Genomic DNA, 21,398 nt, shown 5'->3' with positions numbered 1-21,398 from the left:
CATATCACGCGCCGCGGCAGCCTTTGTCAAAGGGCTGTTGCGGCGCGTGTGTTTTATCCTTCCGCCAGCGGTTTTGTCCTGAAAAAGTGCTCCTGAAAAAAGATGCTGATGAATTGTGCAAAACATCAAAATGATTTTCCCGGTTCATTGGAATGATTTTTTGAAGCGGTTGCATCGGTCTGCTTGCGGATGACCGAACGTGTCGGTGGTGCACCGTTCCGGACCAACCGTGTCCTCCGTTTTATCTTCGGGGAAAAGAGGTGGGGCCGATGCGGACATTTTGTATGCAAAACCGCCGGTTTTCGGTTGTCATAACGGTCCGTTTTGGTGTGATTTTTAATCTAAAGTAACGTTAAAGCATTAAATGTTTGTAAAAATCTTGTTCGTTTAAGGTATTATGCTTATTTTTGATATATAATTGTATAATATTGGATATAAATGAACTTTAAATATTATCTTACCGGCATTGCCCTTGCTTTTGTTCTGGATGCAGGAGCTCAGAAAATAACTATAGGTAACTACACCTTCAAGGATGGTGGTGAATATCAGGGAGAGCTTTTCAAGGGAAAGCCCTATGGTAAAGGAATCACAAAATATCAGAACGGAGACACTTATCAGGGAGAATATGTCAAGGGAAAGCGTCAGGGCTTTGGCGTTTATACCTTTTCCGATGGTGAGAAGTACGAAGGACAGTGGTTTCAGGATCAGCAGCACGGCAAGGGAATCTATTATTTTGTGAACAACAACAAATATGACGGTCTCTGGTTCCGTGACTATCAGCAGGGACAGGGAACCATGTACTATTATAACGGTGACGTTTATGTGGGCAACTGGCGCGGAGATATGCGCGAAGGGCAGGGCACCTATACCTTTGCCAACGGCGCATTCTACAAGGGCCAGTGGCTGAACGACCGGAAAGAGGGTAAGGGTGTGTTCGACTGGAATGACGGTTCGCGCTACGAAGGTGCCTGGAAAAACAACCAGAGAAACGGTAAGGGAACCTTCTATTACTCAGACGGTGACGTGTACAGCGGTGAGTGGGTAGACGATGTGCAGCATGGCAAGGGAACCTACAAATTCCACAACGGCGACGTGTACGAAGGCGACTATGTGCAGGGAGAAAGAACCGGCGAAGGAGTGTTCACTTTTGCCAACGGCAACAAGTATGTGGGACATTTCAAGGCAGGAGAGCAGGACGGAACCGGCACCTTTACCTGGGCCACCGGTGCGTCTTACGTGGGAACCTGGAAGGCAAACCGCCGCGACGGCAAAGGTGTTTACACCTGGAGCAACGGCGATGTGTATGACGGCGAATGGAAAAACGGTCAGATGGACGGACAGGGCATTCTGCGACTGGCCGACGGAACCAAGTTCAAGGGTACCTTCCGGAAAGGTGAGAAAAACGGTCCCGGAATCCTGGTGGACGCTGACGGAAAACGATATGAAGGAGGATTCCTGAATAACGAAAAAGACGGAGAGTATGTGCTGAAAGACAAGAATGGAAACATTCTGGAGAAAGGAACATACGCTCGCGGAGTAAAGAAAAACTAATCTAAAAACGACCTTTAAAAGGCCTTATAAAATCTTATTCTTATGGCAGAAAAAACAAAACGACCCAATTGCGCCAGATTGAAAATGGTCAAGAACGACCCCTGGCTCGAACCTTACGAGCAGATCATCAATGACCGGCATGAATATGCTGTGCGCAGAATGAATGAATTGACAGGAAACGGGGCACAGACCCTTTCTGATTTTGCAACCGGATATCTGTATTTCGGCCTGCAGAAGACCGATAAGGGATGGGTGTTCCGCGAGTGGGCTCCCAATGCCACTTCCATGTTCCTGGTTGGTGATTTTAGCAAGTGGGAAGAGCTTCCCCAATACGAGCTCAAGAAAATCAACGACGCCGGTGTTTGGGAAGTGAAGCTGCGCAAGTCTGCCCTGAAACACGGTCAGTTCTATAAGCTGAAGGTTTACTGGGAAGGCGGTTGTGGTGAGCGTATTCCGGCATGGGCCAAGCGCGTGGTGCAGGATGAGGAAAGCCACATTTTTTCTGCTCAGGTATGGGATCCCGAGAATCCATACGTATTCAAGAAACGCAATTTCAAGATCAAGTCAAGCGCCCCGCTGCTCATTTACGAGTGCCATGTAGGTATGGCTCAGGATGCAGAGAAGGTGGGTACTTATAAGGAATTCAAGGACAATGTGTTGCCGCGTATCGTGGCCGACGGTTATAACTGTATTCAGATTATGGCCATTCAGGAGCATCCGTATTACGGCAGCTTCGGTTATCATGTGTCTAGCTTCTTCGCTCCGTCCAGCCGTTTCGGTACTCCCGAAGAGCTGAAGGAGCTGATTGATGCCGCCCACGCCAAGGGTATTGCCGTGATTATGGACCTGGTTCACTCTCACGCTGTGAAGAACGAAATGGAGGGTCTGGCCAATTTTGCCGGCGATCCTTGCCAGTACTTCTGTCAGGGCGACCGTCGCGAGCATCCGGCATGGGACAGCCTCTGCTTTGACTACGGACGCAATGAGGTGGTACACTTCCTGTTGTCTAACTGTAAGTATTGGCTGGAGGAATTCCAGTTCGACGGTTTCCGCTTCGACGGCGTTACTTCCATGCTTTATTACAACCACGGTCTGGGCGAGGCTTATACCAACTATGGTGATTATTATAATGGTGCGCAGGATGATCAGGCAATCTGTTATCTGACACTGGCCAACCTGTTGATTCACGAAGTCAAGCCGAAGGCCATCACCATTGCTGAGGAAGTTTCCGGAATGCCGGGACTGGCTTCTACATTCAAGGACGGCGGTATCGGATTCGACTACCGTATGGCCATGAATATTCCGGATTACTGGATCAAGCTGATCAAGGAATATGCCGACGAGAACTGGAAACCGAGCAGCATGTTCTGGGAGGTGACTAACCGCCGCAAGGATGAAAAGACCATTTCTTATTGCGAGAGTCACGACCAGGCTCTGGTGGGCGACAAGACCATCATCTTCCGTCTGGTGGATGCAGACATGTACTGGCACTTCAAGATTGGCGACGAGAATTATCAGGCCGAGCGTGGTATTGCCCTGCACAAGATGATCCGTCTGCTCACCGCATCCACAATCAACGGCGGTTATCTGAACTTTATGGGAAATGAGTTCGGACATCCGGAATGGATTGACTTCCCGCGCGAAGGTAACGGATGGAGCTATAAATACGCCCGTCGCCAGTGGCATCTGGTAGATGATAACACATTGTGCTTTAAATATCTGGGAGATTTTGATAAAGAAATGATTCATCTGATCCGCAAGAAGGCCGGATTTGAAAAGACACCGGTGGTAGAGGTATGGCACAACGACGGCGACCAGGTGCTGGCATACAGCCGCAAGGATTTGCTCTTTGTGTTCAACTTCAGCTACAACCGCTCATATTCCGACTATGGCTTCATGATGCCGGAAGGTTCGTATGAGGTCGTGCTGAATACGGATGCACCGGAGTTTGGCGGACACGGTCTGAACGACGATCGTATAGAACATTTCACTTTGCACGATGACCTTCTGGCGCGCGATGGCAAGGGATGGCTGAAGCTGTATCTGCCGGCGCGAACAGCTATGGTGCTGCGTAAGAAGTGAGACAAATTGTAGTTGTTGAATGATGCGTAATAACGAAAAGGACAAATTTATGTGGAGGGCGACAAAGCTCTGTGCGACTCTTTTGTTCGCCCTCTTTTCTTTCTTATATCTATACTGCATGCAGGCGGACTTGTTGGCGTGCTTTCAGTACATCCTGTCTGATGGCCTCACGTCATACAGTCCGCTTGTAGGCGGATTGATCATCACGCTGCTTCTGGTTTTTCTGGGAGAACTGCTTGCCTATGCCTGTTCGTTGCCCACACCTTTTGTGGCTCTGTCTTATTTCCCTTCGGCTGTATTGCTGGCGGTGATCAGCGGAGGCACTCCGAAAAGTGACGGAATCGGGTTTGCGGCATCCGGCTGGACGTGGGTGGCTGTGACGGCTGTCGTGGTGGGGGTATGTATGCTTCTGCTGCGGAAATATGCCTCATACATCGTGCAAGACAAATACCGTTATACAGACTCCTGGCCCAATGCCCTGCTGTTTTTCCTGATGTTTGCCTTTGTGGGCAAGGTCGGTAATACGAACGACCGGTTGCATTATCAGCTCAAGGCAGAAAGCCTGCTGAACGATGAGTGTTATGATGAGATTCTGGAGATGCGACCGGGCAGTACGGGCATGTCTCCCGCTTTTCATGCCATACGCGCTTTGGCCTTGTCGCAGGATCAGCGTTTGGGCGAGGAACTCTTCCGTGCCCGCGGACTTTCCGGTTCTTCGGACCTGCTGGTGTCGGAACATGAGTTCTTGTCATGCGACAGTCTGGAATATAAGTTCTATGATTTCTGGGGAGCGCGTCCCGGCAAACACCTGCAGCAGAATCCCGAACTGTTCTTCCAGATTATTCTGGAACGCAATCTGTGTGATTCTACACGCCGCAAGGAAGTGCAGGACCTCTACCTGAGCAGTCTGCTTCTGGACCGTAAGATTGACCAGTTCGCTTCGTCTGTGGTGAAATATTATCCGCTGAATGACTCTCTGCCGAGACACTACCGCGAGGCTCTGATTCTGTATAAGCGGATACGCACGGCTCCGGTCTGTGTGTATGAGAATGAGTCGCTGGAAGAAAACTACAACGATTATCTCACCATGTCCCGCAACAAAGTGTCTGCACAGGAAGTGCAGAACAAGATCCGCCAGTCCTTCGGACGGACTTACTGGTACTATTATAACTACCGGTAAACGGGGGTAGCAGCTTTCAGACGGCCGCATTCGGGCTTTTTTTCGTTTTTTTTCGGCGAGAATAAGCAAAAAGTATATGGTTGATTCGTTTTTTTTTATACCTTTGCACACTAAATAGAAATAGTTCAAAGGGATGCATATAGAAGGAGAAAAATGTGTACAGCCGTATTGGAAAACGTACGGCGGAACAACAGAACGAAAAACTGACTTTTGCAAACTAATTTGTTTAGATTGCAAGGTGTCGGCCTTTTTTCCTTTCACAGTTTCTCCAACTTTACGACATATTGTTTGTTAGGCCACCTTTCGGTATTTATTTACCGGAATGAGTGGTCTTTCTTGTGTCCGTACGTTTCACTCTGGCAAGAACCAAACAATAATAACTATAATTATTCTTTATACAATAGTATTGTGCAATGAGAAATGTAACACTTATCCTCGACGACGGGACCAAATTTTGTGGAAAGTCGTTCGGCTATGAGAAGCCGGTGGCAGGCGAAGTTGTGTTTAACACAGCAATGATGGGATATCCCGAGAGTTTGACCGATCCGTCTTATGCCGGACAGCTTATGGTGCTGACTTATCCGTTGGTGGGAAATTACGGCGTTCCGGCCTTCACCTTCGAAGAAAACGGTTTGGCAACCTTTATGGAAAGCGACAAGATTTATGCCTCTGCAATCATTGTGTCGGATTACAGCAATGAGTATTCACACTGGAATGCCAAGGAAAGTCTGGCCGACTGGCTGAAGCGTGAGCAGATTCCGGGAATTACCGGCATTGACACTCGCGAACTGACTAAGGTGCTGCGTGAGCATGGTGTTATGATGGGTAAGATCATCTTCGACGACGAACCTGAGAATATTCCTCATGCTGACTATAACGGCGTGAACTTCGTGGACCGCGTGTCTTGCAAGGAAATCATCCGTTACAACACCGGCGCTCCCAAAAAAGTCGTTTTGGTGGACTGCGGTGTGAAGCACAATATTATCCGTTGCCTGATCAATCGTGGAGTAGAGGTCATCCGAGTGCCTTGGAACTACGATTTCAATGATATGGAGTTCGACGGCCTGTTCCTGGCCAACGGTCCCGGTGACCCGGACACTTGCGAGGATGCTGTAGTGAACATCCGCAAGTTCCTCAACTCAGACAAGGTGCGTCCTTGCATGGGTATCTGTATGGGTAACCAGCTGTTGAGCAAGGCAGCAGGAGCTAAGATCTACAAACTGAAGTACGGTCACCGTAGCCACAACCAGCCGGTTCGCATGGTCGGTACCAACAAATGCTTCATCACCAGTCAAAATCACGGATATGCAGTAGACAGCGATACTCTGGGACAGGATTGGGAACCATTGTTTGTGAACATGAACGACGGATCTAACGAAGGTATCCGCCACAAGACAAATCCTTGGTTCAGCGCACAGTTCCACCCGGAAGCTTGCAGCGGTCCGATTGATACTGAGTTCTTATTCGATGATTTTGTAAAACTTCTTTAATTCTTGACTTTAAATGATTGACAAAAATATTAAGAAGGTCCTGCTGTTAGGTTCAGGAGCCTTGAAAATCGGTGAAGCCGGTGAGTTTGATTATTCTGGTTCTCAGGCCTTGAAGGCTCTGAAGGAAGAAGGTATTGAAACCGTATTGATCAACCCGAACATTGCCACAGTGCAGACCAGTGAGGGTGTGGCTGATCAGATTTACTTCCTGCCGGTAACTCCGTTCTTCGTAGAGAAGGTAATCGAGAAAGAGAAACCACAGGGCATCCTGTTGGCATTCGGTGGACAGACTGCCTTGAACTGCGGTGTGCAGCTTTACAAGAGCGGCATTCTGGAGAAGTATAATGTGCAGGTGCTCGGTACTCCGGTTCAGGCCATTATCGACACAGAGGACCGCGAGCTGTTCGTGAAGAAGCTGGACGAGATTGATGTGAAGACCATCAAGAGCCAGGCTTGCGAAAGCATCGAGGAGGCACGCAAGGCTGCTGCCGAGTTGGGTTATCCGGTCATCATCCGTGCCGCTTATGCACTGGGAGGTCTGGGTTCCGGCTTCTGCGACAACGAAGAAGAACTGAACAAACTGGCCGAGAAAGCCTTCTCATTCTCACCGCAGGTATTGGTGGAGAAGAGTTTGAAGGGCTGGAAGGAAATTGAATATGAGGTAGTGCGCGACAAGTACGACAACTGTATTACCGTATGTAATATGGAAAACTTCGACCCGCTGGGTATCCACACCGGTGAGAGTATCGTAATCGCTCCGTCGCAGACACTGACCAACTCTGAATATCACAAGTTGCGTGCCTTGAGTATCAAGATCGTGCGTCACATCGGTATCGTGGGAGAGTGTAACGTACAGTATGCATTCGACCCGGAATCTGAGGACTACCGCGTGATCGAGGTGAATGCCCGTCTGAGCCGTTCTTCAGCTTTGGCCTCAAAGGCAACCGGTTATCCGTTGGCTTTCGTAGCTGCCAAGTTGGGTATGGGTTACGGTCTGTTTGAGTTGAAGAACTCGGTTACCAAGACCACTTCAGCTTTCTTTGAGCCGGCATTGGACTATGTAGTCTGCAAGATCCCTCGTTGGGACTTGGGTAAGTTCCGTGGAGTAGACCGCGAATTGGGTTCATCCATGAAGTCAGTCGGCGAGGTGATGGCTATCGGCCGTACCTTCGAAGAGGCTATCCAGAAGGGTCTGCGTATGATCGGTCAGGGCATGCACGGTTTCGTAGAAAACAAGGAGCTGGAGATCGAGAATATCGACGCTGCTCTGCGCGAACCGACCGACAAGCGTATCTTCATTATCTCTAAAGCCCTTTCAAAAGGCTATACTGTGGACCAGATTCACGAACTGACCAAGATTGACCGTTGGTTCCTGGAGAAACTGGCCAACATCAAGCAGACTTCACGCGAGTTGCACGCTTGCAAGAATATCAACCTGCTTGACAACGAGCTGCTCCGCAAGGCGAAGGTTCAGGGATTCACCGACTTCCAGATTGCCCGCGCTCTGGGTATGGAAGACGAGCTCGACATTGACGATGCCATCCTGATTGTCCGCAATCGCCGTAAGGCAGCCGGCATTGTTCCGGTTGTGAAGCAGATCGATACTTTGGCAGCCGAGTATCCGGCACAGACCAACTATCTGTATCTCACTTACAGCGGTGTAGCCAACGATATCAAGTTCGAGCACGACAAGCGCAGCATCGTGGTATTGGGTTCCGGAGCTTACCGAATCGGTTCATCCGTAGAGTTCGACTGGTGCGGTGTGCAGGCTCTGAACACCATCCGCAAGGAAGGCTACCGCTCTGTCATGATCAATTATAATCCGGAAACCGTGTCAACCGATTACGATATGTGCGACCGTCTGTACTTCGACGAGTTGACATTCGAGCGTGTCATGGATATTCTGGATCTGGAGTGCCCGCACGGTGTGATTGTATCTACCGGTGGTCAGATTCCAAACAACCTCGCCATGCGTCTCGACGGCCAGCACATTCCATTGTTGGGAACTACTGCCAAGAGCATCGACAACGCCGAGGACCGCGAGAAGTTCTCAGCCATGTTGAACCGCATCGGTGTAGACCAGCCGGAGTGGAGCGCCCTGACCAATATGGAAGATGTAAATGCCTTCATCGAGAAGGTTGGCTTCCCGGTATTGGTTCGTCCTTCATACGTACTTTCCGGTGCTGCCATGAACGTATGTTCTAACCAGGAAGAGTTGGAACGCTTCCTGAAACTGGCTGCCAACGTATCCCAGAAGCATCCGGTGGTGATCAGCAAGTTCCTGTTGAATGCCAAGGAAGTGGAAATGGATGCTGTGGCCAAGGACGGAGAAATCCTGGCATACGCCATCAGCGAGCACATTGAGTTTGCCGGTGTTCACTCAGGAGATGCTACCATCCAGTTCCCGGCACAGAAACTGTACGTGGAGACTGTACGCCGCATCAAGAAGATCTCTGGCGAGATTGCCCGTGAGCTGAAGATCAGCGGTCCGTTCAACATCCAGTTCCTGGCTAAGAACAACGACATCAAGGTAATTGAATGTAACCTGCGTGCTTCACGAAGCTTCCCATTCGTAAGCAAGGTATTGAAGATAAACTTCATTGAGCTGGCTACCAAGGTAATGCTCGGATTGCCGGTAAGCAAGCCGAACAAGAGTCTGTTCGACTTCGATTATGTAGGAATCAAGGCCAGCCAGTTCTCATTCAACCGCTTGCAGAAGGCCGACCCGGTATTGGGTGTAGATATGGCTTCAACCGGTGAGGTTGGCTGTTTGGGTGATGATACCGACAACGCTCTGATGCAGGCCATGCTTTCAGTAGGTCACCGTGTTCCGGAGAAGAACATCCTGCTCTCTACCGGAGGCGCCAAGCAGAAGGCAAGCATGCTCGATGCGGCCCGCGAGCTGAAAGAGAATGGTTACAACCTGTATGCTACCGGAGGTACCAGCCGCTTCCTCACAGAAAACGGCATTGAAAATACATTGGTATACTGGCCAAACGAGGAGGGACATCCTCAGGCATTGGATATGCTGCACCAGAAACAGATTGATATGGTGGTGAACATTCCGAAGAACCTCACCGAAGGCGAGATCAGCAACGGTTACAAGATCCGTCGTGCCGCCATCGACCTGAATATTCCGTTGATCACCAACGCTCGTCTGGCGAGTGCCTTTATCCATGCATTCTGCAAGATCAAGACCGATGACATTGTCATCAAGAGTTGGTCTGAATACAAGTAATAAAGGATATGTATGAATTTTGAAATCATCTTTGTATTGCTATGTCTGGTTGCAATGGTCGTTGCTTTAATCAACGACCGTATGCGACCAGGCATGGTCCTTTTCTCGGTGGTTGTGCTTTTTTTGTGCACGGGAATCATTTCTCCGAAGGAGTGTCTCGAAGGATTCTCCAATAAAGGCATGATCACGGTAGCCCTGCTTTTCCTGGTGAGCGAAGGTATTCGCAAGAGTGGGGTATTGGAACAGTTCATTTACCGGCTGCTCCCGAAGGAGAAGTGCAGTGTGGCCAAGGGCAACATGCACATGCTTCCTGTTATTGCCTTTATCTCTGCTTTCCTGAACAACACACCGGTTGTCGTGATCTTTGCCCCGATCATCAAGAACTGGGCCCGACGGACCGGACTCTCTGCCTCTAAATTCCTGATTCCGCTTTCCTATGCCACTATATTGGGCGGTATGTGTACCCTGATCGGTACTTCAACCAATCTGGTGGTCGACGGTATGATTCAGGATGCGGGCTACGAAGGTTTTACGATTTTCGAACTCGGTAAAATCGGAGTGATCATTGCTGTAATCGGAATCACCTATCTGGTTTTCTTCTCCAAGAAACTGTTGCCTGAGGTAAATGCCAAGGACGAAGAACTGGAAGATCTCACTGCTGAGAGCAATGTGGTTTGTGTAGAAGCCGTTATCGGAGCACGTTTTCCGGGCAACGGCAAGACTTTGAAGGAATTTGACTTTCCGCGTCACTATGGTGCTACAGTACGCAGTCTGCACCGCAATGGTGTGCGTCTGGAAGGCGACTGGATGAATATCCGTCTGTGTGAAAACGACACCTTGGTATTGGAGACCGACGACAAGTTCATTCCTACCTGGGGCGACAGCCGTGTCTTCCTGATGCTTTCCGTGATGGATGCCGACATGCAGATGGAGCGCAAGAAGCGCTATTTTGCCATGATCCTGCTGTTGTTTATGATTGTGGGTGCCACTGTGGGCGAACTTCCCTTTGTGGCCAATCTGTTTCCCGGAGTCAAGCTCGACATGTTTTTCTTCGTGTGTATCACCACAGTCATTATGGCATGGACAAAGATGTTTTCTCCCAAGAACTATACCAAGTATATTTCCTGGGATGTACTGATTACGATTGCCTGCGCCTTTGCCATCAGCAAGGCTATGGAAAACTCCGGTTTTGCAACATTCATTGCCAATCAGATAATCGGACTTACCGATTCACTGGGACCGCACGCCCTGTTGGCCATCATCTTCCTGATTACAAATCTGTGTACGGAGCTGATCACCAACAATGCCGCCGCTGCATTGGCTTTCCCCATAGCACTGGCCGTATCCCGTCAGTTGGGTGTTGACCCTACGCCGTTTTTTGTGGTGATCTGTGTCGCCGCTTCGGCTTCGTTCTCCACACCGATCGGTTATCAGACCAACCTGATTGTGCAGGGTATCGGAGGTTACAAGTTTACCGACTTTGTACGTATCGGTTTGCCGCTGAATATCATCGTATTCATATTATCCATTATACTAATCCCTATGTTCTGGAACTTCTAAAACGAACAGAAGATGACACAAGAGAATAACATATATCCCATCTATGACAAGATGATGACCCGTGCCGACAAGGAGGCCTTGCTCGGTCAGAAAGGTATGATGATCTGGTTCACCGGTCTTTCCGGTTCCGGCAAGAGTACCATTGCTCTGAGTCTGGAACGCGAACTGGACAAGCGCGGCGTTCTGTGCCGCATTCTCGACGGTGACAATATCCGTTCGGGCATCAACCGCAATCTCGGTTTCTCGGAAGAAGACCGTGTGGAAAACATCCGCCGTATTGCCGAAGTGGGCAAGCTGTTTGTAGATACCGGCATTGTGACCATTGCCGCTTTCATCAGCCCGACCAACCAGCTTCGTGAGATGGCAGCCGAGATTATCGGCAAGGACGATTTCCGTGAAATTTATGTCAGCACCCCGCTGAGCGTCTGCGAGCAGCGCGATGTCAAGGGCCTTTATGCCCGTGCCCGTCGCGGTGAGATCAAGGACTTTACCGGAGTGAGCGCTCCGTTTGAGGCACCCGAGCATCCCGCCCTTTCGCTCGACACCTCCAAACTCTCTTTGGAGGAAGCCGTGAACCAGGTGCTTCAGTTAATTTTCGAATCAAATAACAACAAATAATATTGATTATGGCAGAATATAGTTTGAGTCATTTGCAGGAGCTCGAGGCCGAGTCCATCCACATCATCCGTGAGGTGGCCGCCGAGTTTGAAAATCCTGTGATGCTTTATTCCATAGGTAAGGACTCTTCTGTAATGGTGCGTCTGGCCGAGAAAGCCTTTGCGCCCGGAAAAGTTCCGTTCCCTTTGATGCACATCGATTCCAAGTGGAAATTCAAGGAAATGATCGAGTTCCGCGACAACTACGCCAAGCAGTACGGCTGGAACCTGATTGTAGAGTCTAACATGGAAGCCTTCCATGCCGGTGTGGGTCCGTTTACCCACGGCAGTAAGGTACACACCGACCTGATGAAGACCAAGGCCTTGCTAGATGCTTTGGCAAAATACAAGTTCGATGCCGCTTTCGGTGGCGCTCGCCGTGATGAGGAGAAGAGCCGTGCCAAGGAGCGTATTTTCTCTTTCCGCGACCAGTTCCAGCAGTGGGACCCGAAGAACCAGCGTCCGGAGTTGTGGGACATCTACAACAGCCGCGTGCACAAGGGCGAGAGCATCCGTGTGTTCCCGTTGAGCAACTGGACCGAGCTCGACATCTGGCAGTACATCCGTCTGGAGAACATTCCTATTGTGCCGCTGTACTTCGCCAAGGAACGTCCGGTGGTCAATATCGACGGTCAGCTCATCATGCCGGACGACGACCGTCTGCCGGAGAAATACCGCGACCAGATCGAGATGAAGAAGATCCGCTTCCGTACCTTGGGCTGCTGGCCGCTGACCGGAGCCATCGAGAGCGAGGCAGACACCATCGAGAAGATTGTGGAGGAAATGATGACCACCACCAAGAGTGAGCGTACCACCCGTGTGATCGACTTCGACCAGGAAGCATCCATGGAGCAGAAAAAGCGTGAAGGATATTTTTAAAACAGAAAGATTATGGCAGTTCAAAATATTAAGGAATTCCTGGATCAGGATGAAAAGAAAGACCTGTTGCGTTTGCTGACCGCCGGTTCTGTAGACGACGGAAAGTCTACGCTGATCGGCCGTCTGCTGTTCGACAGCAAGAAGCTCTATGAAGACCAGTTGCAGGCGTTGGAGCGCGACAGCAAGCGTGTGGGCAATGCCGGTGAGCACATCGACTACGCCCTGTTGCTCGACGGACTGAAAGCCGAGCGTGAGGAGGGTATCACCATCGACGTGGCCTACCGTTATTTCTCAACCAATTTGCGTAAGTTCATCATTGCCGACACTCCGGGACACGAACAATATACCCGCAATATGATTACCGGTGGCTCTACCGCCAATCTGGCCATCATTCTGGTGGATGCCCGTACCGGTGTCATCACCCAGACCCGTCGCCACACCTTCCTGGTGTCTTTGCTCGGCATCAAGCACATTGTGCTGGCTGTAAACAAGATGGACCTGGTAGACTTCAGTCAGGAAGTGTTCGACAAGATTGTGGGCGAGTACCGCAAGCTGACCGATTACCTGGGTATTGACGATGTAACCTGCTTCCCGCTGTCCGCCCTTGATGGCGACAACGTGGTAGAGAAGTCCGACCGCACTCCGTGGTACGAAGGACCGGCATTGCTCGACTTCCTGGAGACTGTGCCTATCCACACCGACCGCAATATGGACGACTTCCGCTATCCGGTACAGTACGTGCTGCGTCCGAACCTCGACTTCCGTGGTTTCTGCGGCAAGATCGCTTCCGGCGTAATCCGTAAGGGCGACGAAATCATGGCCCTGCCTTCCAAGAAGAAATCACACGTAAAGAGCATCGTGACCTACGAGGGCGAGCTCGAAGAAGCTTTCTGTCCGCAGTGTGTCACCATTACTTTGGAGGATGAGATCGACATCTCCCGTGGCGAGATGATTGTCAAAAGCGACAATCTGCCGGAGATCGGCCGTCATGTAGAAACCATGCTCGTGTGGATGGACGAGGAGCCTATGGATCGCAAGAAGCAGTTCTATCTGAAGCACAATACCAATACCACCCGTGCCACCATCGATCAGATTGCCTATAAGGTAGACGTGAACACTATGGAGCAAAGCCCGGCCGAGTTCTTCAAACTCAACGAGATCGGACGTGTGCAGATCACCACAGCCAAGACCCTGTTCTTCGACGCTTATTCCAAGAACAAGGCTACCGGTTCATTCATCCTGATCGACCCGATTACCAACAACACCAGTGCGGTGGGTATGATCATCGGTCCTACAGATGTAGCCGACATCGAGCACGAAGATATTCCGGAACTGAACCTGCCGAAACTGGGCATTGCTCCGGAGCATTACGACGCGATTGAGAAGGCTGTGAAAGACCTTTCACGTCAGGGTATCGCCATTAACATCATCAAATAAGAGAGGAGGAAGGAATGGGACTACTGGAATTCAGTAAATTGCCGGTCAATACGCTTGTAGGCGCAGACTGGGATACATTTAAGAAGATGACCGACGGGCAGAATATCGGTTCCAAATACAAGAACAAGTATTATTTGACCAAGGGCGTGTGCCGCCTGTTGAGCACCCTCAAGGGTTTGCAGGACAAGAAGTACGAAAAGCTGCTGGCTTCACAGCCGTTGCAGAACGACCCCGTGTTCATCTTGGGCCACTGGCGCAGCGGAACCACTTTTGTGCACAACATCTTTGCGCAGGACAAGCATTTCGGTTACACCACTACTTATCAGACTGTGTTCCCGCACCTGATGATGTTCGGACAACCTATGTTCAAGAAGACCATGGGCTGGCTGATGCCGGACAAGCGTCCGACCGACAATATGGAGCTGGCGCCCGATCTGCCTCAGGAGGAAGAGTTCGCCCTGTCGAACATGATGCCTTATTCTTATTATGACTTCTGGTTCTTCCCGGAGCGCATGATGGAGTATTGCGAGCGTTACCTCACTTTTGAGAAGATCACCCCCGAGGAGTTGAAGGTATTTAAGGAGACCTTCCTCAAACTGGTGAAGATTTCGTTGTGGAATACCGGCGGTACACAGTATCTGTCCAAGAACCCGCCACACACTGGTCGTGTAAAGGCCCTGGTGGAACTGTTCCCCAACGCCAAGTTCATCTATCTGATGCGTAATCCCTACACCGTGTTCGAGAGTACCCGCAGCTTCTTTAACAACACCATCAAGCCGCTGGAGCTCCAGCCTTACGATGAGAACGTGATGGAGCAGAACATTCTCGATGCCTATACACAGCTGTATCGCGCTTACGAGGAGCAGAAGAAGTTCATCCCCGAAGGCAATCTCTATGAGGTGAAGTTTGAGGAGTTTGAGCGTGACGCTTTGGCCACCACCGAGGATATTTACCGCAAGCTGAATATTCCGGGATGGGAAGAAGCCCGTCCGGCCATTGAGGCTTATGTGGGCAAGAAGAAAGGCTACAAGAAGAACAAGTATGAATACAAGCCGCGCACCGTTCAGCTGGTGAACGACAACTGGGGCTATGCCTTGAAGGACTGGGATTACCCGGTGCACTAAGCTGAGCATGGCTTGACGAATATTATTGTATAAAATGGCTCCGTCCCCTTTTCCGAGCGATTCGGGAGAGGGGACGGAGTTTTTTGTATATCGGATTCTTTTCTATCGTTGATTTTCAAATCTTCTGAAAATTAGTTTGTATTAAATAATATATCTGAACGGAATAATCAATGAGATAAATATAGGGCTGTGAGATTATATAAATAAAAAATCCCCCGTTAAAGGACGAGGGAACCTAATGTTTTCACAACGGATAAACCTTATTGTGATTTGCTACATTTTAGTATTGCAAAAATAATAGATGTAGATTAATAAAACAATATTTTGTTTGTTTTTTTATAGATATATTTATTATATTTGGCTTATTGTTCTGTTTATGAAATAGAAATATATAAAATACAATAAGCAATGAAAAAGATATTAGGACTTGATTTAGGTACGACAAGTATCGGTTGGGCATTGGTTAATGAAGCTGAAAATCCTCAGGAGGAGTCAAATATAATAAAAGCTGGTGTAAGAGTGAATCCTCTTTCTTCTGATGAGATTCAGGATTTTGAGAAAGGTAAAAGCATAACCACGAATGCGGCAAGAACCCAAAAAAGAAGTGCCAGACATAATCTGCAAAGATATAAATACAGAAGAGATATTCTTATTCAGATTTTGAAAGAGCATGGCTTCATTACCGATTCTGATATTTTATCAGAATCTGGTAATAAATCTACATTTGAAACTTATCATTTACGGGCAAAGGCTGTTTCCGAAGAGATATCATTGAAAGATCTTGCAAGAGTCTTGCTGATGATAAATAAAAAGCGAGGATATAAAAGTTCGCGTAAAATCAAAAAAACAGAAGAAGATGGCAGCCTGATTGATTCCATGGACATAGCTAAAAAGCTTTATGAAGATAATCTGACACCTGGAGAGCTCTGTTTGGAATATTTGCGACAAGGACGAAAAATCTTGCCTGATTTTTACCGTTCTGATTTACAGAATGAATTAAATCGTCTTTGGGATTTTCAGAAAACCTTTTATCCAGATGTATTAACGGATATTCTTAAAGAAGGGTTGCGTGGAAAAAATAAAACCCAAACTTGGACTAAACTTGCTGAAAATTTTGTTTGGCAAGAAACTGTTGAAGTGTGGAATGAAGAAAAAGCAGAAACTCAATATGTAATAAAGGATTTACATTTATCCGGATTAAAAAGAACAACAAAAGGGCAGGAACAGAAAATAGAAACTTATAGCTGGAGAGTTCAAGCACAAAGGGAGAAACTTCCACCTGAGATGTTGGCCATTGTGATTCAGGAAATCAATGGTCAGATTAGTTCTTCGAGTGGTTATCTCGGTGCAATTAGTGACCGAAGTAAGGAATTGTACTTCAATCGTGAAACTGTCGGCCAATATCTTTTGAGAATTATCCAAGAGAATCCCAATAGAGGTTTACGTAATATAGTATTTTACCGACAGGACTACATGGATGAGTTTGATAAGATTTGGGAAACACAAGCTAAGTTTCATGGGGAACTCACGGAATCTTTAAAAAATGAGATAAGAGACGTTGTTATTTTCTATCAGAGAAAGTTGAAGAGTCAGAAAGGACTTGTCAGTGTGTGTGAACTTGAAAGGGAAAAACGGATTCTTCCTGATGGCAGAGAAAAAATAATAGGAGCCAAAGTAATATCACGCTCTCATCCTTTATTTCAGGAATTCAAAATATGGCAATGTCTCAATGATATAGAGGTTTTTGTTGTAGATAAGAATACAAAAAGAAAGAAAACCAAGAAACCGCAGACATTATTTGAAGATTATGAGGATGCTTTGCTGACAAATGGTAGAAGGCCTCTTTATTTAGAAGAAAAGGAAATATTAGCCAAGGAACTGATGATCAAGAGCAGTCTTAAAAAGTCTGATGTCTTGAAACTGTTGTTTGATGAAAGCGATTTGAATCTGGATTTGAATTTCAAATCAATAGAAGGTAATCGTACGGGGTTTGCTTTATTCTCTGCATTTAGTAGAGCTATTGAAACTTATGGTTATGAACCTGTTGATTTCAAGAAGTCTTCTCAGGAAATAATGGATATGCTTTTCCAAATTTTTACCGATTTGGGTTGGAATACGAATTTGTTGGTCATGGATTTGGGCGAAAGCAATAAAGAAATGGAGCGCAAAGATTTTTTCCGGTTATGGCATCTGTTATATTCTTTCGAAGGGGATAATTCTCGTACAGGAAACGAAAGTCTGATACAGAAATTGATGAGCTTGTGCGGCATGGAACGCGACTATGCGCAGTCCATAGCTAATGTTACTTTTGAGGGTGATTATGCAAGTTTGAGTGCCAAGGCTATTCGTAAGATTTTGCCTTATATGAAAGAAGGAAATCAATATAGTGTCGCTTGCGATTATGCCGGATATCGTCATTCAAGATCATCACTGACAAAAGAAGAAATAGCCAATAAGGTCTTAAAGGACAAACTGCAGCTGATACCGAAAAACGGTTTGCGTAATCCTGTTGTAGAAAAAATTCTTAACCAGATGATTAATGTGGTCAATCAGATTATAAATGAATATGGAAGGCCTGATGAGATACGTATAGAATTGGCACGTGAACTCAAAAAGAGTTCTAAGGAAAGAGAGGAATTAATAAAATCCATTGCTTCAAACACTAAGGAAAATGAGAAGATTCGTGAGATTCTTCTTAAAGAGTTCAATCTGTCAACCGTAAGCAGGACAGATATTATCAGATATAAATTGTATGAAGAATTGAAGGAGAACAATTACCATACTTTATATTCAAATAAATATATCCCCAGAGAACTTTTGTTTTCTAAGGAGATAGACATAGAGCACATTATTCCTAAAGCGAGGATTTTTGACGATTCACTTTCCAATAAAACTTTGGAATATCGTTCTGTAAATATTGAAAAAGGACTAATGACTGCGTATGATTTTGTTCAGTCTAAGTATGGAGAGGAAGAACTAGAAGCATATGTGAACCGCTGTGAAAATATCTTCAGAGGAAAGCCCACCAAACTTAGAAAATTGAAAATGAGTGCCCTTGAAATTCCTGATGGTTTTGTTGACCGTGATTTGCGGAATACACAATATATAGCCAAGAAAGCGCTTGAGATGCTGAATGAGATTTGTCGCAGAGTTATTGCCACATCGGGGTCCATAACAGAACAATTACGCCAGGATTGGCAGCTTGTTGATGTTATGAAAGAACTGAATCTTTCGAAGTATGAAGCATTGGGAGAAGTGGAAACTTATCAAGACCGAGACGGGCGGACTGTAAAAAGAATTGTGAACTGGACAAAAAGAAATGATCATCGTCATCATGCCATGGATGCGTTGACTGTTGCTTTTACCAAAGAAGCTTATGTGCAGTTCTTTAATTATAGAAATGCTGCGTATGATTCAGAACATAAAGAACACAGCAATATTATGGCTATTAAGAACAAGTATTTTAAGGATGGAAGAATAAATCCTCCCATGCCTTTAAATAAATTCCGTGCCGAAACCAAACGTCTCATGGAAAGCCTGCTTGTTTCTGTAAAAGCGAAAAATAAGGTCGTTACCAATAATGTGAACCGTGGTAAATTTAAAAATGGAGAAAGGAGTAAAATCCAGTTAACACCACGTGGGCAGTTACATTTGGAAACTATTTATGGTGTGTCAAAGCGTCGAATTTTTTCTGAAGAATGTGTCAACGCATCCTTCACGCAAGAAAAAATTATGCGTGTCAGTAACGAAAAATATCGAAACGCATTGTTGAAGCGACTGGGAGAGTTCGATGGAAATCCAAAGAAAGCCTTTACCGGATCAAATTCGCTGGAGAAAGTTCCCTTGTATATAGATGAACGGCAGCGTGAACAGGTGCCGGAAAAGGTTAGATTGTCAGATTGGGAAATACTATATACGGTTCGGAAGCCTATAAGTAAAGATTTGAATTTGGAGAAAGTTGTCGATCCTTCAATAAGAAGAGTTCTGGAAAAGAGACTTGCTGAGTTCGGAGGAAACAAAGATAAAGCATTTTCTAATTTAGAAGAGAATCCAATATGGCTGAATAAAGAAAAGGGTATCTGTATAAAATGTGTGAAAGTCGAAGGGCCAAGCACGGTTGTTGCTTTGCATCATAAAAAAGATAAGGATGGCCAAGCACTTTTGGACGAAAATGGTGATATGATAGGCTGTGACTTTGTGTCAACAGGCAATAATCATCATGTTGCTGTATATAAGAAACCAAAACAAGACAAGAATGGACAGATAAAATTAGATAAAGAAGGGAATATAGAATATGAAATAACAGAAAAAGTGGTGCCTTTCTTTGAGGTGGTAGAAAGGGTTAATCAAGGTTTGCCTGCTGTAGATCGGAATTATAAAACTGATGAAGGATGGCAATTCCTGTTTACGATGAAACAGAATGAGTATTTTGTTTTTCCGAATGCAAAGACTGGGTTTGATCCTGCCAATATCGATTTACTCAATCCAGATAATTATAGTTTGATTAGTCCGAATTTATTCCGTGTTCAGAAAATATCATATAGAAAATATGTTTTCAGACACCATTTAGAAACGACTATTGATAATAGTTCTACCAAAATGAAAGGAATTACCTGGACTGATTTTCGAAGTTCAAAAGGATTGGATAAAATAGTCAAGGTCAGAGTTAATCATATTGGCAAAATAGTTTCTGTCGGTGAATATTAATGACTAACATTATTACCATGATCAAGAAAACACTATATTTTGGAAATCCGGCATATCTCTCGTTGAGAAACAATCAGATGGTAATAAAGCTTCCGGAGGTGCAGAAATGCACCTCCGTTTCTGATAGTTTCAAAAAGGCTTCTGAAGTAACCAAGCCCATAGAAGATATCGGTGTGGTGGTTATTGATAATAGACAGATTACAATAACATCTGGATTATTGGAAGCTTTGCTTGAGAATAATTGTGCTATTATCACTTGTGATCATAAAAATATGCCTGTTGGGTTAATGCTTCCGCTTTATGGAAATACAACTCAAAATGAACGCTTTAGAATGCAATTGGATGCTTCTGTTCCTCTTCAAAAACAATTATGGCAACAAACAATTAAAGCAAAAATTTATAATCAGTGGAAGGTCTTGGGAATTTATTGCGATCATGAGATTCGGTGTATGCGAGTATGGGTAGATGAGGTTAAAAGTGGTGATGCAGAGAACATGGAAGCCCGGGCTGCGGCTTTTTATTGGAAAAATCTGTTCCCCATAAAAGGCTTCTGTAGAGATAGGGAAGGCATGCCGCCTAATAATCTGTTGAATTATGGTTATGCAATACTGCGTGCAATAATTGCAAGAAGTTTAGTATCAAGTGGTTTATTACCTACGTTAGGAATACATCATCATAATAGATATAATGCTTATTGTTTAGCGGATGATATTATGGAGCCTTATAGACCATATGTTGATAATTTGGTCTATGGAATTTGGAAAACCGAAATGCTTGCCAACCCTTATAACAATGATTTTGAACTGTCAAGAGATTTGAAAGCCAAACTATTGTCTATTCCTACCTTAGAGGTCGTAATTAATGGTAAACGTAGTCCTCTGATGGTTGCAGCAAGTATAACAACATCGTCATTATACAAATGTTTTGCAGGAGAATTGCGCAAAATATCTTACCCGGAGATGTAATCATGTTTAGCAGTAATGATTGTGTATGAAAGACAGACTTAGTGAATATAGGATTATGTGGTTGCTTGTTTTCTTTGATTTGCCTACAGAAACCAAAAAGGATAAAAAGGCTTATACAACATTTCGGAATAACCTTTTAAGAGATGGTTTTACGAAATTTCAATTTTCAATATATATCAGGCACTGCAACAGTTGCGAGAATGCGGCTGTTCATGTTAAAAGGGTAAAAGCATTTTTACCGGAGTTCGGAAGTGTTGGAATTCTTTGTATAACCGATAAGCAGTTTGGAAATATTGAACTTTTTTATGGAAAAAAAACTATAGATGTAATTGCTTCTGAGCAGCAACTGGAACTGTTTTAAAAGAACTGTTGGTAAGTAGAAATGATAAATCCTGTAATGCTACTGGATTTATCATTTCTATAGCTTTGCTTTTTTAAATTGAAGGAGTCGAACTAATTGCTTGATATAATGTTTGTTATAGCAAGTCTGTTGTTTCCAACAAGTCAAAGATACTAAAATGTAAGCAAA

The 21,398-nt window shown here is 46.0% G+C and carries 13 protein-coding genes; all 13 read left to right on the top strand.

What is annotated here, in order from left to right; all coding sequences use genetic code 11:
• The first annotated feature begins 438 nt into the window (after window positions 1-438).
• The 13 genes from DXA74_RS02710 to cas2 all read left to right on the top strand — a co-directional run bounded on the left by DXA74_RS02710 (window position 439) and on the right by cas2 (window position 21,230).
• Entirely contained in the window at window positions 439-1,551 is a 1,113-nt protein-coding gene (locus DXA74_RS02710) for a phosphatidylinositol-4-phosphate 5-kinase (protein WP_118525295.1), read from the top strand.
• 42 nt (window positions 1,552-1,593) lie between these two features.
• A complete protein-coding gene (locus DXA74_RS02705) occupies window positions 1,594-3,633 on the top strand; it encodes an alpha amylase C-terminal domain-containing protein (RefSeq protein WP_118525294.1) in 2,040 nt (679 codons plus the stop codon).
• 49 nt (window positions 3,634-3,682) lie between these two features.
• Window positions 3,683-4,813: a DUF6057 family protein gene (locus DXA74_RS02700; protein ID WP_147401008.1), complete on the top strand. Its 1,131-nt coding sequence runs from the start codon at window positions 3,683-3,685 to the stop codon at window positions 4,811-4,813.
• Window positions 4,814-5,226: 413 nt separating this feature from the next.
• Window positions 5,227-6,303 (top strand): glutamine-hydrolyzing carbamoyl-phosphate synthase small subunit, encoded by a 1,077-nt coding sequence (gene carA / locus DXA74_RS02695; RefSeq protein WP_118525292.1) that lies wholly within the window; start codon window positions 5,227-5,229, stop codon window positions 6,301-6,303.
• Between the two features lie 16 nt (window positions 6,304-6,319).
• Window positions 6,320-9,541 (top strand): carbamoyl-phosphate synthase (glutamine-hydrolyzing) large subunit, encoded by a 3,222-nt coding sequence (carB, locus tag DXA74_RS02690; protein ID WP_118525397.1) that lies wholly within the window; start codon window positions 6,320-6,322, stop codon window positions 9,539-9,541.
• 12 nt (window positions 9,542-9,553) lie between these two features.
• Window positions 9,554-11,101 carry an SLC13 family permease gene (locus tag DXA74_RS02685; protein ID WP_118525291.1) on the top strand — a complete coding sequence of 516 codons (1,548 nt, stop codon included), beginning with the start codon at window positions 9,554-9,556 and terminating at the stop codon, window positions 11,099-11,101.
• A gap of 12 nt (window positions 11,102-11,113) precedes the next feature.
• Window positions 11,114-11,719 (top strand): adenylyl-sulfate kinase, encoded by a 606-nt coding sequence (cysC, locus tag DXA74_RS02680; RefSeq protein WP_118525290.1) that lies wholly within the window; start codon window positions 11,114-11,116, stop codon window positions 11,717-11,719.
• A 5-nt stretch (window positions 11,720-11,724) separates the two neighbouring features.
• The gene (gene cysD / locus DXA74_RS02675) at window positions 11,725-12,636 is read left to right on the top strand and encodes a sulfate adenylyltransferase subunit CysD (protein WP_199666064.1); all 912 of its coding nucleotides are present in this window, start codon (window positions 11,725-11,727) and stop codon (window positions 12,634-12,636) included.
• Window positions 12,637-12,648: 12 nt separating this feature from the next.
• The gene (cysN, locus tag DXA74_RS02670; protein WP_118525289.1) at window positions 12,649-14,073 is read left to right on the top strand and encodes a sulfate adenylyltransferase subunit CysN; all 1,425 of its coding nucleotides are present in this window, start codon (window positions 12,649-12,651) and stop codon (window positions 14,071-14,073) included.
• 14 nt (window positions 14,074-14,087) lie between these two features.
• On the top strand, window positions 14,088-15,197 hold the full coding sequence (locus tag DXA74_RS02665) for a sulfotransferase (RefSeq protein WP_118525288.1): 1,110 nt from the start codon (window positions 14,088-14,090) through the stop codon (window positions 15,195-15,197).
• 408 nt (window positions 15,198-15,605) lie between these two features.
• On the top strand, window positions 15,606-19,904 hold the full coding sequence (cas9, locus tag DXA74_RS02660; RefSeq protein ID WP_118525287.1) for a type II CRISPR RNA-guided endonuclease Cas9: 4,299 nt from the start codon (window positions 15,606-15,608) through the stop codon (window positions 19,902-19,904).
• Window positions 19,905-19,921: 17 nt separating this feature from the next.
• A complete protein-coding gene (cas1, locus tag DXA74_RS02655) occupies window positions 19,922-20,869 on the top strand; it encodes a type II CRISPR-associated endonuclease Cas1 (protein ID WP_118525395.1) in 948 nt (315 codons plus the stop codon).
• A gap of 25 nt (window positions 20,870-20,894) precedes the next feature.
• Window positions 20,895-21,230 (top strand): CRISPR-associated endonuclease Cas2, encoded by a 336-nt coding sequence (gene cas2, locus DXA74_RS02650; RefSeq protein WP_233550431.1) that lies wholly within the window; start codon window positions 20,895-20,897, stop codon window positions 21,228-21,230.
• The last annotated feature ends 168 nt before the right edge of the window (window positions 21,231-21,398 follow it).

The sequence above is a fragment of the Bacteroides sp. OF04-15BH genome, assembly GCF_003477995.1.
Lineage (GTDB): Bacteria > Bacteroidota > Bacteroidia > Bacteroidales > Bacteroidaceae > Paraprevotella.
This window is presented reverse-complemented; position numbering and strand designations above follow the sequence as displayed.